This is a genomic window from Empedobacter sp. UBA2044 (assembly GCF_002333005.1).
GTDB lineage: Bacteria > Bacteroidota > Bacteroidia > Flavobacteriales > Weeksellaceae > Empedobacter > Empedobacter falsenii_B.
In genome coordinates, this window is record NZ_DDBA01000040.1 from 22,679 (window position 1) to 37,845 (window position 15,167).

The following is a 15,167-nucleotide window of genomic DNA, read 5'->3' on the forward strand; positions in this document are numbered from 1 at the left end:
TTTCCTTTCAAATATTCTTTATTTTTACACTTGATAATTTGTTTCAAAATGACTAAAAGACTTTTTCCAACATACGATATCTGTAACCTGAATACCGAAAAAAATAGCAATGAGTTGTTTTCCATCGATCGTTTTAGAGGTTATGTTGATAGTAATCCACATTTACAGGAAGTTCACAGTCATAATTATTACCATTTGGTCTATTTTACAGAAGGTAGTGGCGAGCATTTGATCGATTTTGAGAAATTTGAGGCAAAATCTGGAACAATGTATTTTATGAAACCAGGGCAAGTGCATCAATGGTATTTTAAGGAAGAATATGATGGATTTGTCGTGAATTTCTTTGATAATTTTTTCGATTGGATTGGAATTAATTCTTCCATTTTACAGAAATTTAGATTTTTACAATCTATTTTGGTGAAAGATCATGTGGTTGAAATTTCGCCAGATGTACAAGAAAAAATTTCAAGTTATTTTGAAGAAATGATAAATGAAAATCAAGAAAATAATCAATTCTCGAATTTAAAAATTGGTTTTCATTTGATGAATTTATTCATTGATATTGAACGTAGTTTGGAAGCTGTAAATGTCAAAAAAAATGATTATCAATCGGTGTTGTTGCGTAATTTTCAGTCACTTATTGAACAAAATTTCAAGATCAAAAAATTACCAAAAGAGTATGCCGAATTGTTGTACATCACACCCAATCATTTGAATGCACTTTGCAAAGATGTGTTAGCTACTTCGGCAGGTGAATTAATAAGAAGTCGCATTGTTTTAGAAGCAAAACGTTTGTTGGTAAATAAAGAAATTTCGGTCACAGAAATTGCGTATTTACTCAATTTTCAGGATGCTTCTTATTTTGTGAAATTCTTCAAAAAATACACTGAGTTTACGCCCGAACAATTCAGAAAACAATATTATTCGTAGTTACTTTAAATTGTATTTTACTGGAATATTAAAACTAACTTTTACAGGATTTCCGTCTACTAAAGCAGGTTTTATTTTGGTTGCACTTTCTTCTTGTTCACGATTTATTTTGTATAAAATATGTGTCGAAATTCTTGCTAAAGTTTCATTTCCTTGGGAAGTTACATTTGTGAAGTTTCCGTTTTCATCAATCACAAAAAATAATTTTGCGAAATAATCTCCTGAACCTTTTAAGATTTTATCCAATTTTATATTCGCTAATCGCTGTGAAACATCTTCTGTTAGTTTGTTTTCAAAACACCCCGAATAATTGTCTGTAGAATCTTCGCAGCTCGGATAAATAGCTAATTGAGAGACATTTTTTGTGTTATGTATTTCTTGCGCATATAAACTATTTGCAAAGCATAATGTGATAAAATATATTAAAATTCTCATACTAGGTAGTTTAGGGGGGTAGGTCTATGTTTTTATGAATTAATGATTTATATCAATCCGTAAATATTACCATAAATACCATAAATAGTGCCAAAGTTTAGCGTAGATGTAGCGGTAAATTTGCATAGATATTAAGTAAATGGTATGAGTGATGTAAAGCATGATACAACGCAACTTGGGTTCGAAAAAGAGAATGAACAGTTTAGATCCGAAGTCGCTACAATGGATAAAAAAGGGACACGAAAATGGGTGTATGCTAAGAAACCTTCTGGTAAATACACGAATTATCGTACAATTGTTTCTTCGGTTTTATTGATTTTATTGGTTGGTTTACCTTTTATAACATTACCGAATGGAAATCCTATTTTTAAGTTTGATGTGTTCAATACAAATTTCATTTTATTCGGTTATCCTTTTTTTACCACAGATTTTTTCTTATTGGCATTCGGAATGATTGTGAGTGTTGTTTTTATTATTTTATTTACGACAGTTTATGGACGATTATTTTGTGGATGGTTATGTCCTCAAACGATTTTTATGGAAAGTGTTTTCAGAAAAATTGAATATTGGATAGAAGGCGATCGAAGCAAACAAATTCGATTAGATAAACAAGAATGGAACGAAGAGAAAATTCTGAAAAGAGGAGGAAAGTGGATTGTATTTTATGTGTTGTCATTTTTCTTTTCGAATATCTTATTGGCGTATATCATCGGAATGGATGAATTAATAAAAGTGATTACCGAAGGTCCATCAGAACATGGTGGTTTATTATTCGGAATATTTATTTTTAGTATTTTTTTCTATTTTGTTTTCGCTTGGTTTCGTGAGCAAGTTTGTACGTTGGTTTGTCCTTACGGGAGATTTCAAGGTGTTTTGATTGACAAAAAAACGATTCAAGTTTCGTATGATTTTAAACGTGGGGAAAGCACAAATGGTCGTTCAAAATTCAGAAAAGGTGAAGATCGTGTTGCTGCAGGAAAAGGAGATTGTATCGATTGTGGTCAATGTGTGGCGGTTTGTCCTACGGGAATCGATATCAGAAATGGTTCTCAGTTAGAATGTATCAATTGTACAGCTTGTATGGATGCTTGTGATGATATTATGACGAAGATTAATTTGCCAACAGGATTAATAAAATATGCTTCCGAAGAAAATATTGAACAAGGAAAATCATTCAAAATAACTGCAAGATTAGTCGCGTTTACATTAGTTTTGGTTGCGATGATTTCTGCTATGACGATTTTTATGTTGAATAGAAGTGATGTAGAGGTGAAATTTTTACAAGTTCCAGGAAAAGATTATGTTGTAGAAGGCGATTATATTATCAATACGATGCAATATAGTTTGATGAATAAAACGAATGAAACGTACAAATTAGTTGTAAATGTGAACGGTTTCAAAGGTGGAAAAACCGTATTGCTAGTAGAACCTGATAAATATATAAAGATAGACGAAGGCGAATTGAAGCAAGGTTTAATTGATATTAAAATTCCGAAAAGCGAGCTAAAATCGTATAAAGTACCAGTTATTTTGGAATTGAAAGATTTGAATGGAAAAACCATAGATCATTATACGATTAGTTTTATGGCGCCTTTTTAGTTAAATAAGACACTATCTAAAATTTTGTGTAAATAGATTTCAGATGGGTTTGACTATTTTATAGTTGAACCCTTTTTTCAAATATAGTTAAAAATTGATTTAAAATTATCCCCCAATTATGAATAGGTTGTGTCCACTTTTTAGAAATTTGCATTAAGGATAGATAAACCGACTTTTTCAGCGCGTCGTCCGTTGGGAATACCATCTTATTTTTGGTGTATTTACGCACTTTTCCGTTCAAATTTTCGATAAGATTGGTGGTGTAAATAATTTTTCTGATTTCAATGGGAAAGTCAAAAAATACAGTCAATTCGTCCCAGTTATTTCTCCAAGATTGTATCGCGTAAGGATATTTTTGATTCCATTTTTCGGCGAATCGGTCTAATTCATGAGCTGCCATTTCTCTATTTGTCGCATTATAAATCAATTTCATATCTGAGGTAAACTCTTTTTTATCTTTCCAAACCACATATCGAGCCGAGTTTCTAATTTGATGAACTACACAAATTTGTGTGTTCGCTTGAGGGAAAATATTGGTGATTGCCTGAGTAAATCCGTTCAAATTATCGGTTAAAGTAATCAAAATATCTTCAACTCCACGAACTTTCAAATCAGTCAGCACACCTTGCCAAAAAGCAGCAGATTCGTTCTCTCCAAGCCACATTCCAAGGATTTCTTTGTGACCTTCACGATTTAAACCAACGGCTAAATAAATCGTTTTATTGATTACTTTTCCACCTTGACGTACTTTGAATACAATACCATCCATCCAAACAATGCAATAAATCGATTCAAGAGGACGATTTTGCCAATCCAATACTTGACTATTCACTTTATCAGTAATGATGGAGATCGCTGATGTAGAGAGTTTGTAGCCATATAATTCGTAAAGTTCCTGCTCAATATCCGAAACACTCAGACCTTTTGCGTAAAGCGAAATCACCATGTTTTCAACGGAAACGGATTTGGATTGATGTTTTGGAACGATAATGGGCTCGAAACTACCTTCACGATCCCGAGGAACCTCTATTGTCGTTTCTCCATATTCACTTTTTAAACGTTTTGAAGTAGTGCCATTTCGCGCATTTGGATTGTCACTTTTCTCATTTTTGGAATAGCCTAAATGAGCTTCAAGCTCCCCATGAAGCATGGCTTCTAATAAGTCTGAATGTAATTCTTTTAATAATTTACTTAGGTCTTCTTGGGTTTTGATCCCCTCTAAATGACCTTGATCTTGAATGAATTGTGCTACAGTTTTTTTCATAATAAACTGTGTTTTATAAATTTAATAAAATAAATAAGGTGAGTTACTAAAAACCACCTTATTTTATATTTACACAGTTTTTGGGATACTGCCTTAAATTAACAAAAAACGTCTTACATTATGTAAGACGTTTTTTGTTTATTCTAATTATTCTTATCGAGATTATTTCTTTCTCAATACTTCGTTTTCAAATTTGACACCATTCCAACCGTTCTTCATAAATTGACGAATGTTGTTGTGGTCTGTTCCTTCTGGCGTATCTAAAACCGCTTGATAATGTTCTGCAAATAATTTTAAGGTATCATCTTCCGAAAAATTATTCAATTTTGCGAACGCAAAAACTTTTGCACTTCCTTGGTTTTGATCAACAGCATTTTCCTGATTTCCATTTACAAATGCAGAAGCTGTATAAGTATAATTTTCTTCGATATGTGCGATAACATCAGCAAAATTTGCTTCGTTTTGGTTTAATTTTTCTAAAATCATTGTATCTTTTTGTCAAAAATAAGAACTTATTTCGAATACAATAAATCATTAAGTATGTTAAATTTTTTATGTCATCAAATTGTTAACGTATGTTTAACAACTTTCTGTCTATTAATTAATTAGATTTATAATTATTAACAAAATAAAAATAAATTTTATGTTCGAAAGAAGGCAATTTAATTATGAAACGTCAAGTGTTGCGCTAAGCGAGCTTGCCAAAAAAGGATATCAAGAAGATTTTAATTTATTAGAAAGTGATTTGATTGATCATCCGCATGATTTTAAGATTATTTACATCTATCGTTACGAAGGAAATTCGAGTCCAGAAGATGAATCGAGTGTTTATGGAATCGAAAAAATATCGACTGGAGAAAAAGGTGTTTTAGTTGCAGGTAATTTAGGATTTGTACAAACTAATTTAGCATCGATACTTATCCAATTAGAAATTGAGGGCAGAGTTAGAATTCTGAACAACTAAAAACAAAAGCATGAATCAACTACTAAATATTACCATTAAAATATAAAAAAGCGTTACCAAGATTATTGATAACGATTTTTTTATGTTTTCGAATAAATTTTAAATCTCTAAAAGAAGTTAATCGTTTTCTATTTTTAGTAATTGTCTATATTCAGAAAAACGATGCTCGCGAATATGTCTTATAAAAGGTTCTGTTTTGAAATATAAAACTAAACATGGAGAAATATTTTTATATTTTTCTACAAACTCAAACGAAACTAATTCGCCATTATTTATTCGTTGTTTTATTTTGTTGTGATAAGGATACATTTTCCTTTTTATAAACTATTACTTCGCTTTTCTACACAAAACCTTGAACGGAATAGAAAAAGCACTGTTATATTTTGATTTTAAACGACGAATATCTCTCGAAGCTGATGCTCTTGTGAAATAATCTCCAACCAAAACACGATAATCTGGCGAGAAATAAGCAGTCTGAGCCGATAAATGTGGATAAGAATTAGAAAATTCATTTCTTACTTTCTCCGCATCTTTTCTATCTTTTGAATAATAAATCTGAATTTTGAAACCACTTACTTGTGGCGTTCCCGCACAAGGATCATTAGATTGTATAACTGGTTTTTTCTCTGTCGGTTTCTTTACAGTAGTGGTATAACTACAAACAGCATCTTCTTTTGCTTTTAATACATTATTTATTCTACTATCAATTTCCATATTCAATGTACCATTATTGATGATTTGAACAGTATCAATTTTATCTTGAGCAAAAACACAAGAAGAAAAAGTAATAAGGAATAAAAAGATAAATTTTTTCATAAGATGAAATTAATTTGTGCAAATATACTTTTTACAATTAAGTTATTAAATTTTATAGACTTTTATTTTCTTACAACGAATATTGTTCCAATTTTTTTATGAATACTAATTAATGATGATAAAACTATAAAATTGATTGGCAGATTCTAATAAAAAGAACTTTGATTATTTTTAAAATTATGTTAAATAGCAATTTTTCTTGTTCTAAATCTTTTCTACAAAACCAAATAGATAATATTTATAGACCCATATTTTTTAACAATTAATTTAGAAACGTTTTAAATTAAGCTCAATGACAAAGTTCAGTATGTAAACTTTATGATTTTATTAAGTATTGAAGCTATTTTTGCTGTTAGTTAAGTGTTCAAATAAAAACGAGTTAAAAGAAACAACGAACTGAGATTATTTAAGTAAATGAAGGCAAGATTTCTAAAAAGAATACGTTTATGGAGCTGCGCGATAATACTATCGACGTTCTCCTTAGCAAATGCCCAAGATGCAGGTAAAGGTTACGAATTATTCGAAGCCAACTGTACTGCATGTCACCAGATTGATGGTAAATTAATTGGGCCGGAATTACGTAATGTTGAGAAACGCGTACAAGAACAAGCTGGACTTGGAAAAGAGTGGTTACACGCTTGGATTAAGGACAACAAAGCTTTACGTGCGTCTGGAGATGCGTATGCAAACAAAATTTTCGCTGAGTACAATAACACTGAAATGTTAGCTTTTCCTAACTTATCTGACGGTGATATTGATAATATTCTAGCGTATACTGCCGATCCTGATGGTGGTAAAAAGGCTTTTGATGATGCAAAAGCTGCAAAAAAGAAAGAAGCTGCTGCTGCTAAAGCTGCTGCTGCCGGAAACGGAGGCGGTGCTGGAACAGGAGTTATCGCAGTTGGATTTGTTGTATTAGCAGCATTATTATTGTGGATTTTGGTTCGCGTTAATGCATTAGTTAAAGCAACTGCAACTGATGATTTAGATTCTAAAGAAGAAAAAGCTGCTTTTTCTTTCGCAAACTTCTTCCAAAAATACCAAAAAGTTGGTGGTGTGTTAATCGCAGTATTAGCATTCTTTGCATTGTACAACGTGTATTGGGGATTAATGGGAATTGGTGTTGATAAAGGTTACGAGCCAGAACAACCAATCTATTTCTCTCACAAAGTTCACGCAGGTGTACAAGGTATCGACTGTCAGTACTGTCACAGTTCTGCTAAATACGGTAAAGTGTCTGGAATTCCTTCACCAAACGTATGTATGAACTGTCACAAAACAATCAAAGAATACAAAGGAGATTACTTCGAAGAAGAATTAATCACTTCTGGTAAATTCGCTGATGAGGAGGCGGTTAAGAACTTCTATACAGGAGAAATCCAAAAAATGTATAAAGCGATTGGATGGAATCCAGAAACGAACAAATACGATGGTCCACAAAAACCAATCGAATGGGTACGTATCCACAATATGCCAGATTTCGTATTCTTTAGCCACGCGCAACACGTTGTAGCAGGAGAGAAAGCGATTAAGAAAGCAATTAAAGATGGAACTATTCCAAATGCTAAAGAATTGAACATTGGATCAGGAGACCAAGTTTGTTTCGCATGTCACGGACGTGTTGATGAAATGAACGAAGTAAAAATGGCGAATGATTTCACAATGGGATGGTGTATCGAGTGTCACAGAACTACTGAGGTAGATATGGACAACGAGTATAACAAAGAATATTACGCAGAACTACACGAAAAACTGAAAAAACAGTACGGTGACGCAACTAAGATTACAGTTGATGCTATCGGAGGTTTAGAGTGTGGTAAATGTCATTATTAATATAAAAAAGAGAGGAGTATAAATGGCTTCGAAGAAAAATTACTGGAAAAGTTTTGAGGAGTTAACTGACAATACATTAAATGAAAAGTTAACTACCAACGAATTTGCAGAAGAAATTCCTGTAGATAATTTCTTAGGGAATGATAACGCCATGGAGAATAGTCAAACTTCACGACGTGACTTTTTGAAGATTTTAGGGTTCAGTACAGCTGCTGTTACTTTAGCAGCCTGTGAAGCTCCAATCGTAAAATCTGTTCCTTATGTAGTGAAACCAGAAAACATTATGCCTGGTGTACCTACTTATTATGCATCAACAGTTTTTGATGGATACGATTACGCGAACGTATTAGTACGTACAAGAGAAGGTCGTCCTATTAGAATTGATGCAAACAAAGGCGCAAAATATTATGGTTCTACAAATGCACGTGTTCAGGCATCTGTATTATCATTATACGATTCTGATAAAATAAAATCACCTTTAACAAACGCAGGTGATAACTTCAAAGCAACATCTTGGAAAGAGCTTGATGCACGTGTAACAAAAGCATTAGCATCAGTAGGAGGGAAAAAAGTAGTTATTTTAACTTCTTCTTTACCTTCACCAACAACTAAAAAGTTGATTGCTGAGTTTGCAACAAAATATCCAACAACTCAACACGTTGTTTATGATGCAATTTCTTCTACGAATGCATTAGACGCAGCGCAAGAAGTTTACGGAAAAAGAGAATTGCCATTCTATGATCTTAAGAATGCTGAATTAGTTGTTTCTTTCAACGCAGATTTCTTAGGTGATTACAATGGTGGTGGAATGGAAGGTGATTATGGTGTTGCTCGTAAACCAGGAGCAAACATGATGCGTCACATCCAAGTAGAATCTGTTTTATCTTTAACAGGAGCAAATGCTGATACACGTTATCCATTAAAACCAACTGATACTGAAAAAGTATTGGCTGAAGTTTATAATAAATTAGCAGGTGGTTCAGCTTCTTCTAAAGAAGCATTAGCTATTGCTGCTGAATTAACAGCAAAAGGTTCTAAAGCTGTAGTAATGGCAGATGGTTCGAAAGAAGCATACGCAATTGCATTTGCAATTAACCAATTATTAGGATCAGCTGCAGTTTCTGATAAAGCTGTTTTATTAAAAGAGTCTAACGACGCTGTATTTAATCAATTTGTTGCTGAAGCTAAAGCTGGACAAGTTGGAGTTTTATTAAACTTCCAAACAAATCCAATTTACAATGCTAAAAATGCAAAAGAAATTGAAGGAGCTTTTAAAAACATTGGACTTAAAGTTGGTTTAGATGAAAAATTAGACGAAACTGCATCAGTAATGGACGTTATTGCTCCAGTTACTCACGGTTTAGAGTCTTGGAATGATTTCAACCCATTAACAGGTGTATATTCATTACAACAACCAACAATTCCACGTATTTTTGATTCTCGTCAATTCCAAGATTCATTAATCGCATGGATGACAGGAGTTACTAAAGTTACAGAAGTAGAAGATCCAAATGATCCAATTATGGTGATGGCGGTTTCTGCAACAAGACAAAAAGTTTCTCCATATTACTTATATGTAAAACAAAACTGGGAATCAGCTATTTTACCAAAATTAGGTGTAGATTTCAACAAAGCATTATACAATGGTTATAATGAAGCGACTGAAACTTCTGCATTTAATGCTAACACTGGTGTTGCTGCTGCGGCTGCTACAAAATTAGCTGGAGCTAAAGCAACAGAATGGGAAATTCAATTCTATTCTAAAGCTGGTTTAGGAGATGGTACACAAGCAAATAATCCTTGGTTACAAGAATTACCAGATCCAATTACACGTAACTCTTGGGATAACTATTTAACAGTTAATCCAAATGATGCGGAAAAATTAGGAATCAAAATTCAAGATAACTATAACGTTACAAACGGAAGAATGCAATTTGACGGTGAGTATGTAAACTTAACTGTTAATGGAGTAGTTTTAGAAAACGTTCCAGTATTCATTCAGCCAGGTCAAGCAATCGGAACTGTAGGTTTAGCTTTCGGTTACGGTCGAACAAAAGCTGGTAAAGTTGCAAACAATGTAGGGGTTAATGCTTTCGCATTATACACTGGTAACGTAGGTGCATCTAATGTTAAGATCGAGAAATCTTCTCGTTCAGATAAACACGAATTTGCTAACATGCAACAACAACCAACATTGATGGGACGTTACGAAATCGCAAGAGAAGTTTCTTTAGCAGATTTCATCAACACAGATCGTCAAGAATGGAATCCAGTTGCGAAGATGCCAACATGGAGAGGAGATTCTCCAGTAGGTGAAGTTGACTTATGGGCTAGTTTTGATCGTTCTACAGGACCTCACTTCAATTTAACAATTGATATGAATTCTTGTACAGGATGTGGAGCGTGTGTAATTGCTTGTCAAGCAGAAAACAACGTGCCAACTGTTGGTAAAGAGCAAATGCGTATGTCGAGAGATATGTATTGGTTAAGAATTGACCGTTACTACTCTGATGTTACTTACCAAGATAAAGATGGAAAATTAACTCAAAAAGTTGCGTTAGAATCTGATCCAGATAACGAACCACAACAATATACACGTTTAATTAAGCCAGAGGCTGAAAATCCAGATGTGATTTTCCAACCATTAATGTGTCAACACTGTAACCACGCTCCTTGTGAGACTGTGTGTCCAGTAGGTGCAACATCTCATGGTCGTCAAGGTCAAAACATGATGGCTTATAACCGTTGTGTTGGTACTCGTTATTGTGCAAATAACTGTCCTTACAAAGTACGTCGTTTCAACTGGTTTAACTGGGCGAATAATGACAAATATGACTTCCACATGAACAATGATTTAGGTCGTATGGTACTTAATCCAGATGTTGTTGTACGTACACGAGGAGTAATTGAGAAATGTTCATTCTGTATCCAACAAACTCAAGCTGCAATCTTAAAAGCTAAGAAAGAGAACAGAGTAGTTAAAGACGAAGAGTTTATGGCTGCTGCTGCTTGTGCTGCTGCTTGTGGAACAGGTGCGATGAAATTTGGTGATATCAATGATGATAAATCTGAAGTAAGAGCAGCATCGAAAGATAAACGTTCTTATGTTTTATTAGAAGAAATTGGTACAAAACCAAACGTTATCTATCAAGTAAAAGTTAGAAACAGAAAAGAACAAGCTTAATTAAATTAGTAAAGAATTAATAAGGTAAACAAATATGTCACATTACGAATCACAGGTAAGAGAACCCCTTATTTTAGGACATAAAACCTACCACGATATCACAGTAGACATTGCTCGTCCAATTGAGACGCCAGCAAGTAAATTGTGGTGGACATGTTTCAGTATAGCAATGGTTGCATTCATCTTTGGTGTTGGAGCAATTGCTTATACAGTAGGAACTGGTATTGGTGTATGGGGATTGAATAGAACGATTAACTGGGGTTGGGATATCACCAACTTCGTATGGTGGGTAGGTATCGGTCACGCTGGTACGTTAATCTCAGCCGTTTTATTATTATTCCGTCAAAAATGGAGAATGTCGGTTAACCGTTCTGCGGAAGCCATGACAATCTTCGCCGTTGTACAGGCAGCGTTATTCCCTGTAATTCACATGGGTCGTCCATGGTTAATGTACTGGGTATTCCCAATTCCTAACCAATTTGGATCTTTATGGCCTAACTTTAACTCACCATTATTATGGGACGTATTCGCGATTTCTACGTATTTCTCTGTATCAACAGTTTTCTGGTTGATGGGATTAATTCCTGACTTCGCTATGGTACGTGACCGTGCAACAAAACCATTCGCTAAGAAAATCTACGGAATCTTATCATTCGGATGGGGTGGTGGAGCAAAACACTGGCAACGTTTCGAAGAGTTATCTTTGGTATTAGCTGGTTTATGTACACCGTTAGTATTCTCGGTACACACGATTGTATCTTTTGACTTCGCAACGTCGGTAATCAAAGGATGGCACTCAACAGTATATCCTCCATATTTCGTTGCTGGAGCTATTTTCTCTGGTTTCGCGATGGTACAAACATTATTAAGTGTAATGCGTAAAGTTTTACACTACGAAGATTATATCACACGTAAACACATCGAGTACATGAATATTGTAATCGTTGTAACAGGTGGTATGGTTGCAGTAGCATACTTAACAGAGTTATGGATCGCTTGGTATTCAGGATCTCGTTACGAAGACTTTACATACTTCTCTCCAGGAGCAGCAACAGGACCTTATTGGTGGGCATTCTGGGCGTTAATTATCTGTAACGTTTTAGTACCAGGATTATTATGGATTCGTCCAATCAGAAGAAACTTCTTCTGGACATTCGTTATCTCTATCGTAGTTAACATCGGTATGTGGTTCGAGCGTTTTGATATTATCGTTATCAACTTATCTCGTGACTATTTACCATCGAGCTGGACAATGTTTATGCCTTCATGGGTAGACGTAGGTATCTTCTTAGGTACTATGGGATTCTTTTCTGTGTTATACTTATTGTACGCACGTACATTCCCAGTTATTTCACAATCTGAGTTAAAAACTATTTTGAAATCATCAGGCGAAAGCTATAAAAAACATCATACTGAAGATGAGCATCACGAACACTAAAATCGTTTATGGTCTTTACGGAGACGATGATGATTTATTAAAAGCAGTAAAATCTATTCGTAAACAAGGTATTACGATAGATGAAGTATATACACCTTTCCCTGTACACGGTTTAGATAAAGCTTTAGGATTAAAGAAAACTCGTATTTCTGACCTTGCTTTCTTCTACGGTGCATTTGGTACAACGTTAGCATCTTTGATGACATGGTTTATTATGAACCATGACTGGGCTCAAGATATTGGAGGGAAACCATCTTTTTCTTGGGGTGAGAATATGCCAGCTTTCGTTCCTATTATGTTCGAGTTGACAGTATTCTGTGCAGCGCACTTTATGTCATTAACATACTTAGTGCGTAACAAAATGTACCCAGGTGCTAAAGCTAAAAACCCAGATCCACGTACAACAGATGATAAATTCTTAATCGAAATCAGAACAGCTGATGTTGAGAAAATCAAAAATGTATTTGTAGAAACTGGTGCTGAAGAAGTAACTGTAAAAGGTGATGTAGTCGTAGAACCAAGTGTTAACAATTTAGTACAAGAAGCATAATGAAAAAGATAGCATTACTTATAGGATTAGGAAGTATTATTATCACTTCTTGTTCTGATAAAAAACGTCACGCAAGTATCGTATATATGCCAGATATGTATTATCCTACGGCATATGATCCTTATGAAAAGGCAACTTTTGGTTACCCTCATGACGAAGAAAACTCTGAAGTTCCTGTATTAAGTAAAAATCATAATATGTCTGCATTAGAATCTGTAGAAGGTGCTGTTGCAAGAACAGATGGTGATATTTTACCATGGACTTTCAAAAACAATAACGCTGGTTATGCACAAGCAAAAGCAGTAACTGTTTCTCCTTTGAATGCGGCTAACAAAGCTGCAGACTTAGAAAGAGGTAAGTTATTGTTTGGACAAAATTGTGCAGTTTGTCACGGTGAAGCTGGTGATGGACAAGGTTCAATTGTAAAATCTAAAGCTTATTCAGGTGTTCCTAATTATAGCGAAAGAGATGTTACAGTAGGTTCTGTTTATCATGTAATTATGTACGGAAAAAATGCGATGGGTTCTTACGCATCTCAATTGACTCCTGCAGACCGTTGGAGAGTTGCTGAATATGTAATGAGTTTGAAAGGTGCTACTACAGCTGCCGCTGCTCCTGCTGGAGACGCAACTGCTGAAGCAAAACCTGCAACAGAAACTGAAACAGCAACTAATAAATAATAAAATAAGTTAATTATTATGCAATATACATTTTCCCCAAGATTAAAAAATGCATCACTTATCTTAGCTGTTATAGGTGTTGTACTTTACGGGATAGGATTTTTCTTACATCAACAAGATGTTGCTAATTCAACTGAATATATTAACGGTTTGATTGAAGCTCACCCAACTCAATTTTTTGGTGACTACATTTCAGATTCTTATGCATCTATGAACACAGATCATGCTGGACACATGGAGCATTTGACAAATTTATTGAAAAACAGACCTTGGGCTGCTTTCTATGTACCAGCTTATTTATCGTTTGGTATTGCGGCATCTGCGTTGTTTTTCTTATGTATTCAATTCGTAGCTAACGCTGGTTGGTCTATGGTAGTATCTCGTGTTATGGAGGCTATCGCGTCATTTTTACCAGTTGGTTCTGTACTTGTAGCTATCATCGTTTTAGGATCTTATTTTCATATGAATCACTTATTCCACTGGATGGATGCTGATTTAATAAATCCTGATAGCGAGAAGTATGATATCTACATGGCAAACAAAGCTCAACTTTGGTTAAGCCCTAACTTCTGGTTAATACGTTGTGTTATTTACTTAGTAGTATTATCTTTAATGTTACCAGTAATTAAAAACGCAACACGCAAATTAGATGAGACAAACGGAGACTTAAAAGTGTACGCTCAATTGTACAAAAAATCAGTAATTTACTTAGTGATTTTCGCAATTTGTTCTGCAGCATTTGCTTGGGATTTCGTGATGTCTTTAGATCCACACTGGTTCTCTTCATTATTTATGTGGTACGGAATGGTTTCATACTTAGTTTCTGCGGTTTCTATTATGGCAATTATTTCTATCTACTTAAAAAGAAAGAACGCTTTACCATTATTCAATGATAACCACTTACACGATTTAACAAAATTCATGTTCGGTTTCTCATTATTATGGTCATACTTATGGTTCTGTCAATTCATGTTACAATGGTACGCAAACATTCCTGAGGAAGCTCAATACTTCCAACAACGTATGGCGCAATACCCATTATATTTCTGGATGTTGATTATTAACTTAGTAGCTCCATTCTTGATTTTAATTTCTTCAAGCATGAAACGTCGTTATCAAATCGTTTTCGCGATGGGATTTGTTATCATTTTTGGACACTACTGGGATTTCTACAACCAAATTATGCCAGCAGCTGTTGGACCATTCCACAACTTTGGTTTAATGGAAATTGGAGCATTAGTTGGAATCGGTGGATTATTTACATTCGTAGTTATGAATGCAGTTTCTAAATTAAACTTAGAAGCAAAAGGTCACCCTTACTTCCACGAATCAAAAATTTATGAATATCCTTTCTAATTAGAAAGATGTTGTAACGTCCTGAAAAAATGAGACAGGATTAGACCAATAACATTTTATTTTAAACAGTACATTTATTCGTATTTGTACTGTTTTTCTTTTTGTACGATTTAGGAGA

Annotated in this window: 14 protein-coding genes; 9 read left to right on the forward strand and 5 right to left on the reverse strand. The window is 34.2% G+C overall.

From position 1 onward, the window contains the following. Positions 1 to 48 precede the first annotated feature (48 nt). The gene (locus B4E59_RS07095) at positions 49 to 930 is read left to right on the forward strand and encodes an AraC family transcriptional regulator (RefSeq protein ID WP_291047045.1); all 882 of its coding nucleotides are present in this window, start codon (positions 49 to 51) and stop codon (positions 928 to 930) included. Here the strand turns inward: B4E59_RS07095 and B4E59_RS07100 are convergent, their stop codons facing one another. After that, the gene (locus B4E59_RS07100; RefSeq protein WP_291047044.1) at positions 931 to 1,365 is read right to left on the reverse strand and encodes an energy transducer TonB; all 435 of its coding nucleotides are present in this window, start codon (positions 1,363 to 1,365) and stop codon (positions 931 to 933) included. A gap of 144 nt (positions 1,366 to 1,509) precedes the next feature. Between B4E59_RS07100 and ccoG the strand changes: the two genes are divergently transcribed. Next, positions 1,510 to 2,964 (forward strand): cytochrome c oxidase accessory protein CcoG, encoded by a 1,455-nt coding sequence (ccoG, locus tag B4E59_RS07105; protein WP_291047043.1) that lies wholly within the window; start codon positions 1,510 to 1,512, stop codon positions 2,962 to 2,964. Positions 2,965 to 3,022: 58 nt separating this feature from the next. Here ccoG and B4E59_RS07110 read toward each other — a convergent pair whose 3' ends face one another. Together B4E59_RS07110 and B4E59_RS07115 are read right to left on the reverse strand one after the other, a co-directional pair. Continuing rightward, entirely contained in the window at positions 3,023 to 4,228 is a 1,206-nt protein-coding gene (locus B4E59_RS07110; RefSeq protein ID WP_291047042.1) for an IS256 family transposase, read from the reverse strand. 162 nt (positions 4,229 to 4,390) lie between these two features. Continuing rightward, positions 4,391 to 4,714, reverse strand: a complete 324-nt coding sequence (locus B4E59_RS07115; RefSeq protein ID WP_180906117.1) for a HopJ type III effector protein — start codon at positions 4,712 to 4,714, stop codon at positions 4,391 to 4,393. 157 nt (positions 4,715 to 4,871) lie between these two features. Here B4E59_RS07115 and B4E59_RS07120 point away from each other — a divergent pair, with 157 nt between their 5' ends. Then, positions 4,872 to 5,192 (forward strand): hypothetical protein, encoded by a 321-nt coding sequence (locus tag B4E59_RS07120; protein WP_291047041.1) that lies wholly within the window; start codon positions 4,872 to 4,874, stop codon positions 5,190 to 5,192. A 117-nt stretch (positions 5,193 to 5,309) separates the two neighbouring features. Here B4E59_RS07120 and B4E59_RS07125 read toward each other — a convergent pair whose 3' ends face one another. Together B4E59_RS07125 and B4E59_RS07130 are read right to left on the reverse strand one after the other, a co-directional pair. After that, positions 5,310 to 5,501 carry a hypothetical protein gene (locus B4E59_RS07125; protein ID WP_291047040.1) on the reverse strand — a complete coding sequence of 64 codons (192 nt, stop codon included), beginning with the start codon at positions 5,499 to 5,501 and terminating at the stop codon, positions 5,310 to 5,312. Between the two features lie 18 nt (positions 5,502 to 5,519). Then, complete coding sequence (locus tag B4E59_RS07130; RefSeq protein WP_291047039.1) at positions 5,520 to 6,008, reverse strand: SPOR domain-containing protein; 489 nt, start codon at positions 6,006 to 6,008, stop codon at positions 5,520 to 5,522. 414 nt (positions 6,009 to 6,422) lie between these two features. On the opposite strand from B4E59_RS07130, the gene B4E59_RS07135 reads away from it, so the two are divergent. Genes B4E59_RS07135 through B4E59_RS07160 form a run of 6 tightly spaced genes read left to right on the forward strand, consistent with a single transcriptional unit; the run spans position 6,423 to position 15,049 of the window. Then, complete coding sequence (locus B4E59_RS07135; RefSeq protein WP_291047038.1) at positions 6,423 to 7,841, forward strand: c-type cytochrome; 1,419 nt, start codon at positions 6,423 to 6,425, stop codon at positions 7,839 to 7,841. Positions 7,842 to 7,863: 22 nt separating this feature from the next. Beyond that, positions 7,864 to 11,025 (forward strand): TAT-variant-translocated molybdopterin oxidoreductase, encoded by a 3,162-nt coding sequence (locus tag B4E59_RS07140; RefSeq protein WP_291052301.1) that lies wholly within the window; start codon positions 7,864 to 7,866, stop codon positions 11,023 to 11,025. 34 nt (positions 11,026 to 11,059) lie between these two features. Further along, complete coding sequence (gene nrfD, locus B4E59_RS07145) at positions 11,060 to 12,463, forward strand: NrfD/PsrC family molybdoenzyme membrane anchor subunit (RefSeq protein ID WP_038336919.1); 1,404 nt, start codon at positions 11,060 to 11,062, stop codon at positions 12,461 to 12,463. After that, a complete protein-coding gene (locus B4E59_RS07150) occupies positions 12,444 to 13,013 on the forward strand; it encodes a DUF3341 domain-containing protein (RefSeq protein WP_221627898.1) in 570 nt (189 codons plus the stop codon). Before nrfD ends, B4E59_RS07150 begins: the two co-directional genes overlap by 20 nt. After that, complete coding sequence (locus tag B4E59_RS07155) at positions 13,013 to 13,693, forward strand: c-type cytochrome (protein WP_219035261.1); 681 nt, start codon at positions 13,013 to 13,015, stop codon at positions 13,691 to 13,693. Before B4E59_RS07150 ends, B4E59_RS07155 begins: the two co-directional genes overlap by 1 nt. 18 nt (positions 13,694 to 13,711) lie before the next feature. Then, positions 13,712 to 15,049: a hypothetical protein gene (locus tag B4E59_RS07160; protein WP_286496026.1), complete on the forward strand. Its 1,338-nt coding sequence runs from the start codon at positions 13,712 to 13,714 to the stop codon at positions 15,047 to 15,049. Positions 15,050 to 15,167: the final 118 nt, after the last annotated feature.

Excerpts from the sequence above, each read along its gene's own strand:
- B4E59_RS07095 (WP_291047045.1), top strand. The coding sequence starts at position 49 with ATGACTAAAAGACTTTTTCCAACATACGATATCTGTAACCTGAATACC.
- B4E59_RS07100 (WP_291047044.1), bottom strand. The coding sequence starts at position 1,365 with ATGAGAATTTTAATATATTTTATCACATTATGCTTTGCAAATAGTTTA.
- ccoG (WP_291047043.1), top strand. The coding sequence starts at position 1,510 with ATGAGTGATGTAAAGCATGATACAACGCAACTTGGGTTCGAAAAAGAG.
- B4E59_RS07110 (WP_291047042.1), bottom strand. The coding sequence starts at position 4,228 with ATGAAAAAAACTGTAGCACAATTCATTCAAGATCAAGGTCATTTAGAG.
- B4E59_RS07115 (WP_180906117.1), bottom strand. The coding sequence starts at position 4,714 with ATGATTTTAGAAAAATTAAACCAAAACGAAGCAAATTTTGCTGATGTT.
- B4E59_RS07120 (WP_291047041.1), top strand. The coding sequence starts at position 4,872 with ATGTTCGAAAGAAGGCAATTTAATTATGAAACGTCAAGTGTTGCGCTA.
- B4E59_RS07125 (WP_291047040.1), bottom strand. The coding sequence starts at position 5,501 with ATGTATCCTTATCACAACAAAATAAAACAACGAATAAATAATGGCGAA.
- B4E59_RS07130 (WP_291047039.1), bottom strand. The coding sequence starts at position 6,008 with ATGAAAAAATTTATCTTTTTATTCCTTATTACTTTTTCTTCTTGTGTT.
- B4E59_RS07135 (WP_291047038.1), top strand. The coding sequence starts at position 6,423 with ATGAAGGCAAGATTTCTAAAAAGAATACGTTTATGGAGCTGCGCGATA.
- B4E59_RS07140 (WP_291052301.1), top strand. The coding sequence starts at position 7,864 with ATGGCTTCGAAGAAAAATTACTGGAAAAGTTTTGAGGAGTTAACTGAC.
- nrfD (WP_038336919.1), top strand. The coding sequence starts at position 11,060 with ATGTCACATTACGAATCACAGGTAAGAGAACCCCTTATTTTAGGACAT.
- B4E59_RS07150 (WP_221627898.1), top strand. The coding sequence starts at position 12,444 with ATGAGCATCACGAACACTAAAATCGTTTATGGTCTTTACGGAGACGAT.
- B4E59_RS07155 (WP_219035261.1), top strand. The coding sequence starts at position 13,013 with ATGAAAAAGATAGCATTACTTATAGGATTAGGAAGTATTATTATCACT.
- B4E59_RS07160 (WP_286496026.1), top strand. The coding sequence starts at position 13,712 with ATGCAATATACATTTTCCCCAAGATTAAAAAATGCATCACTTATCTTA.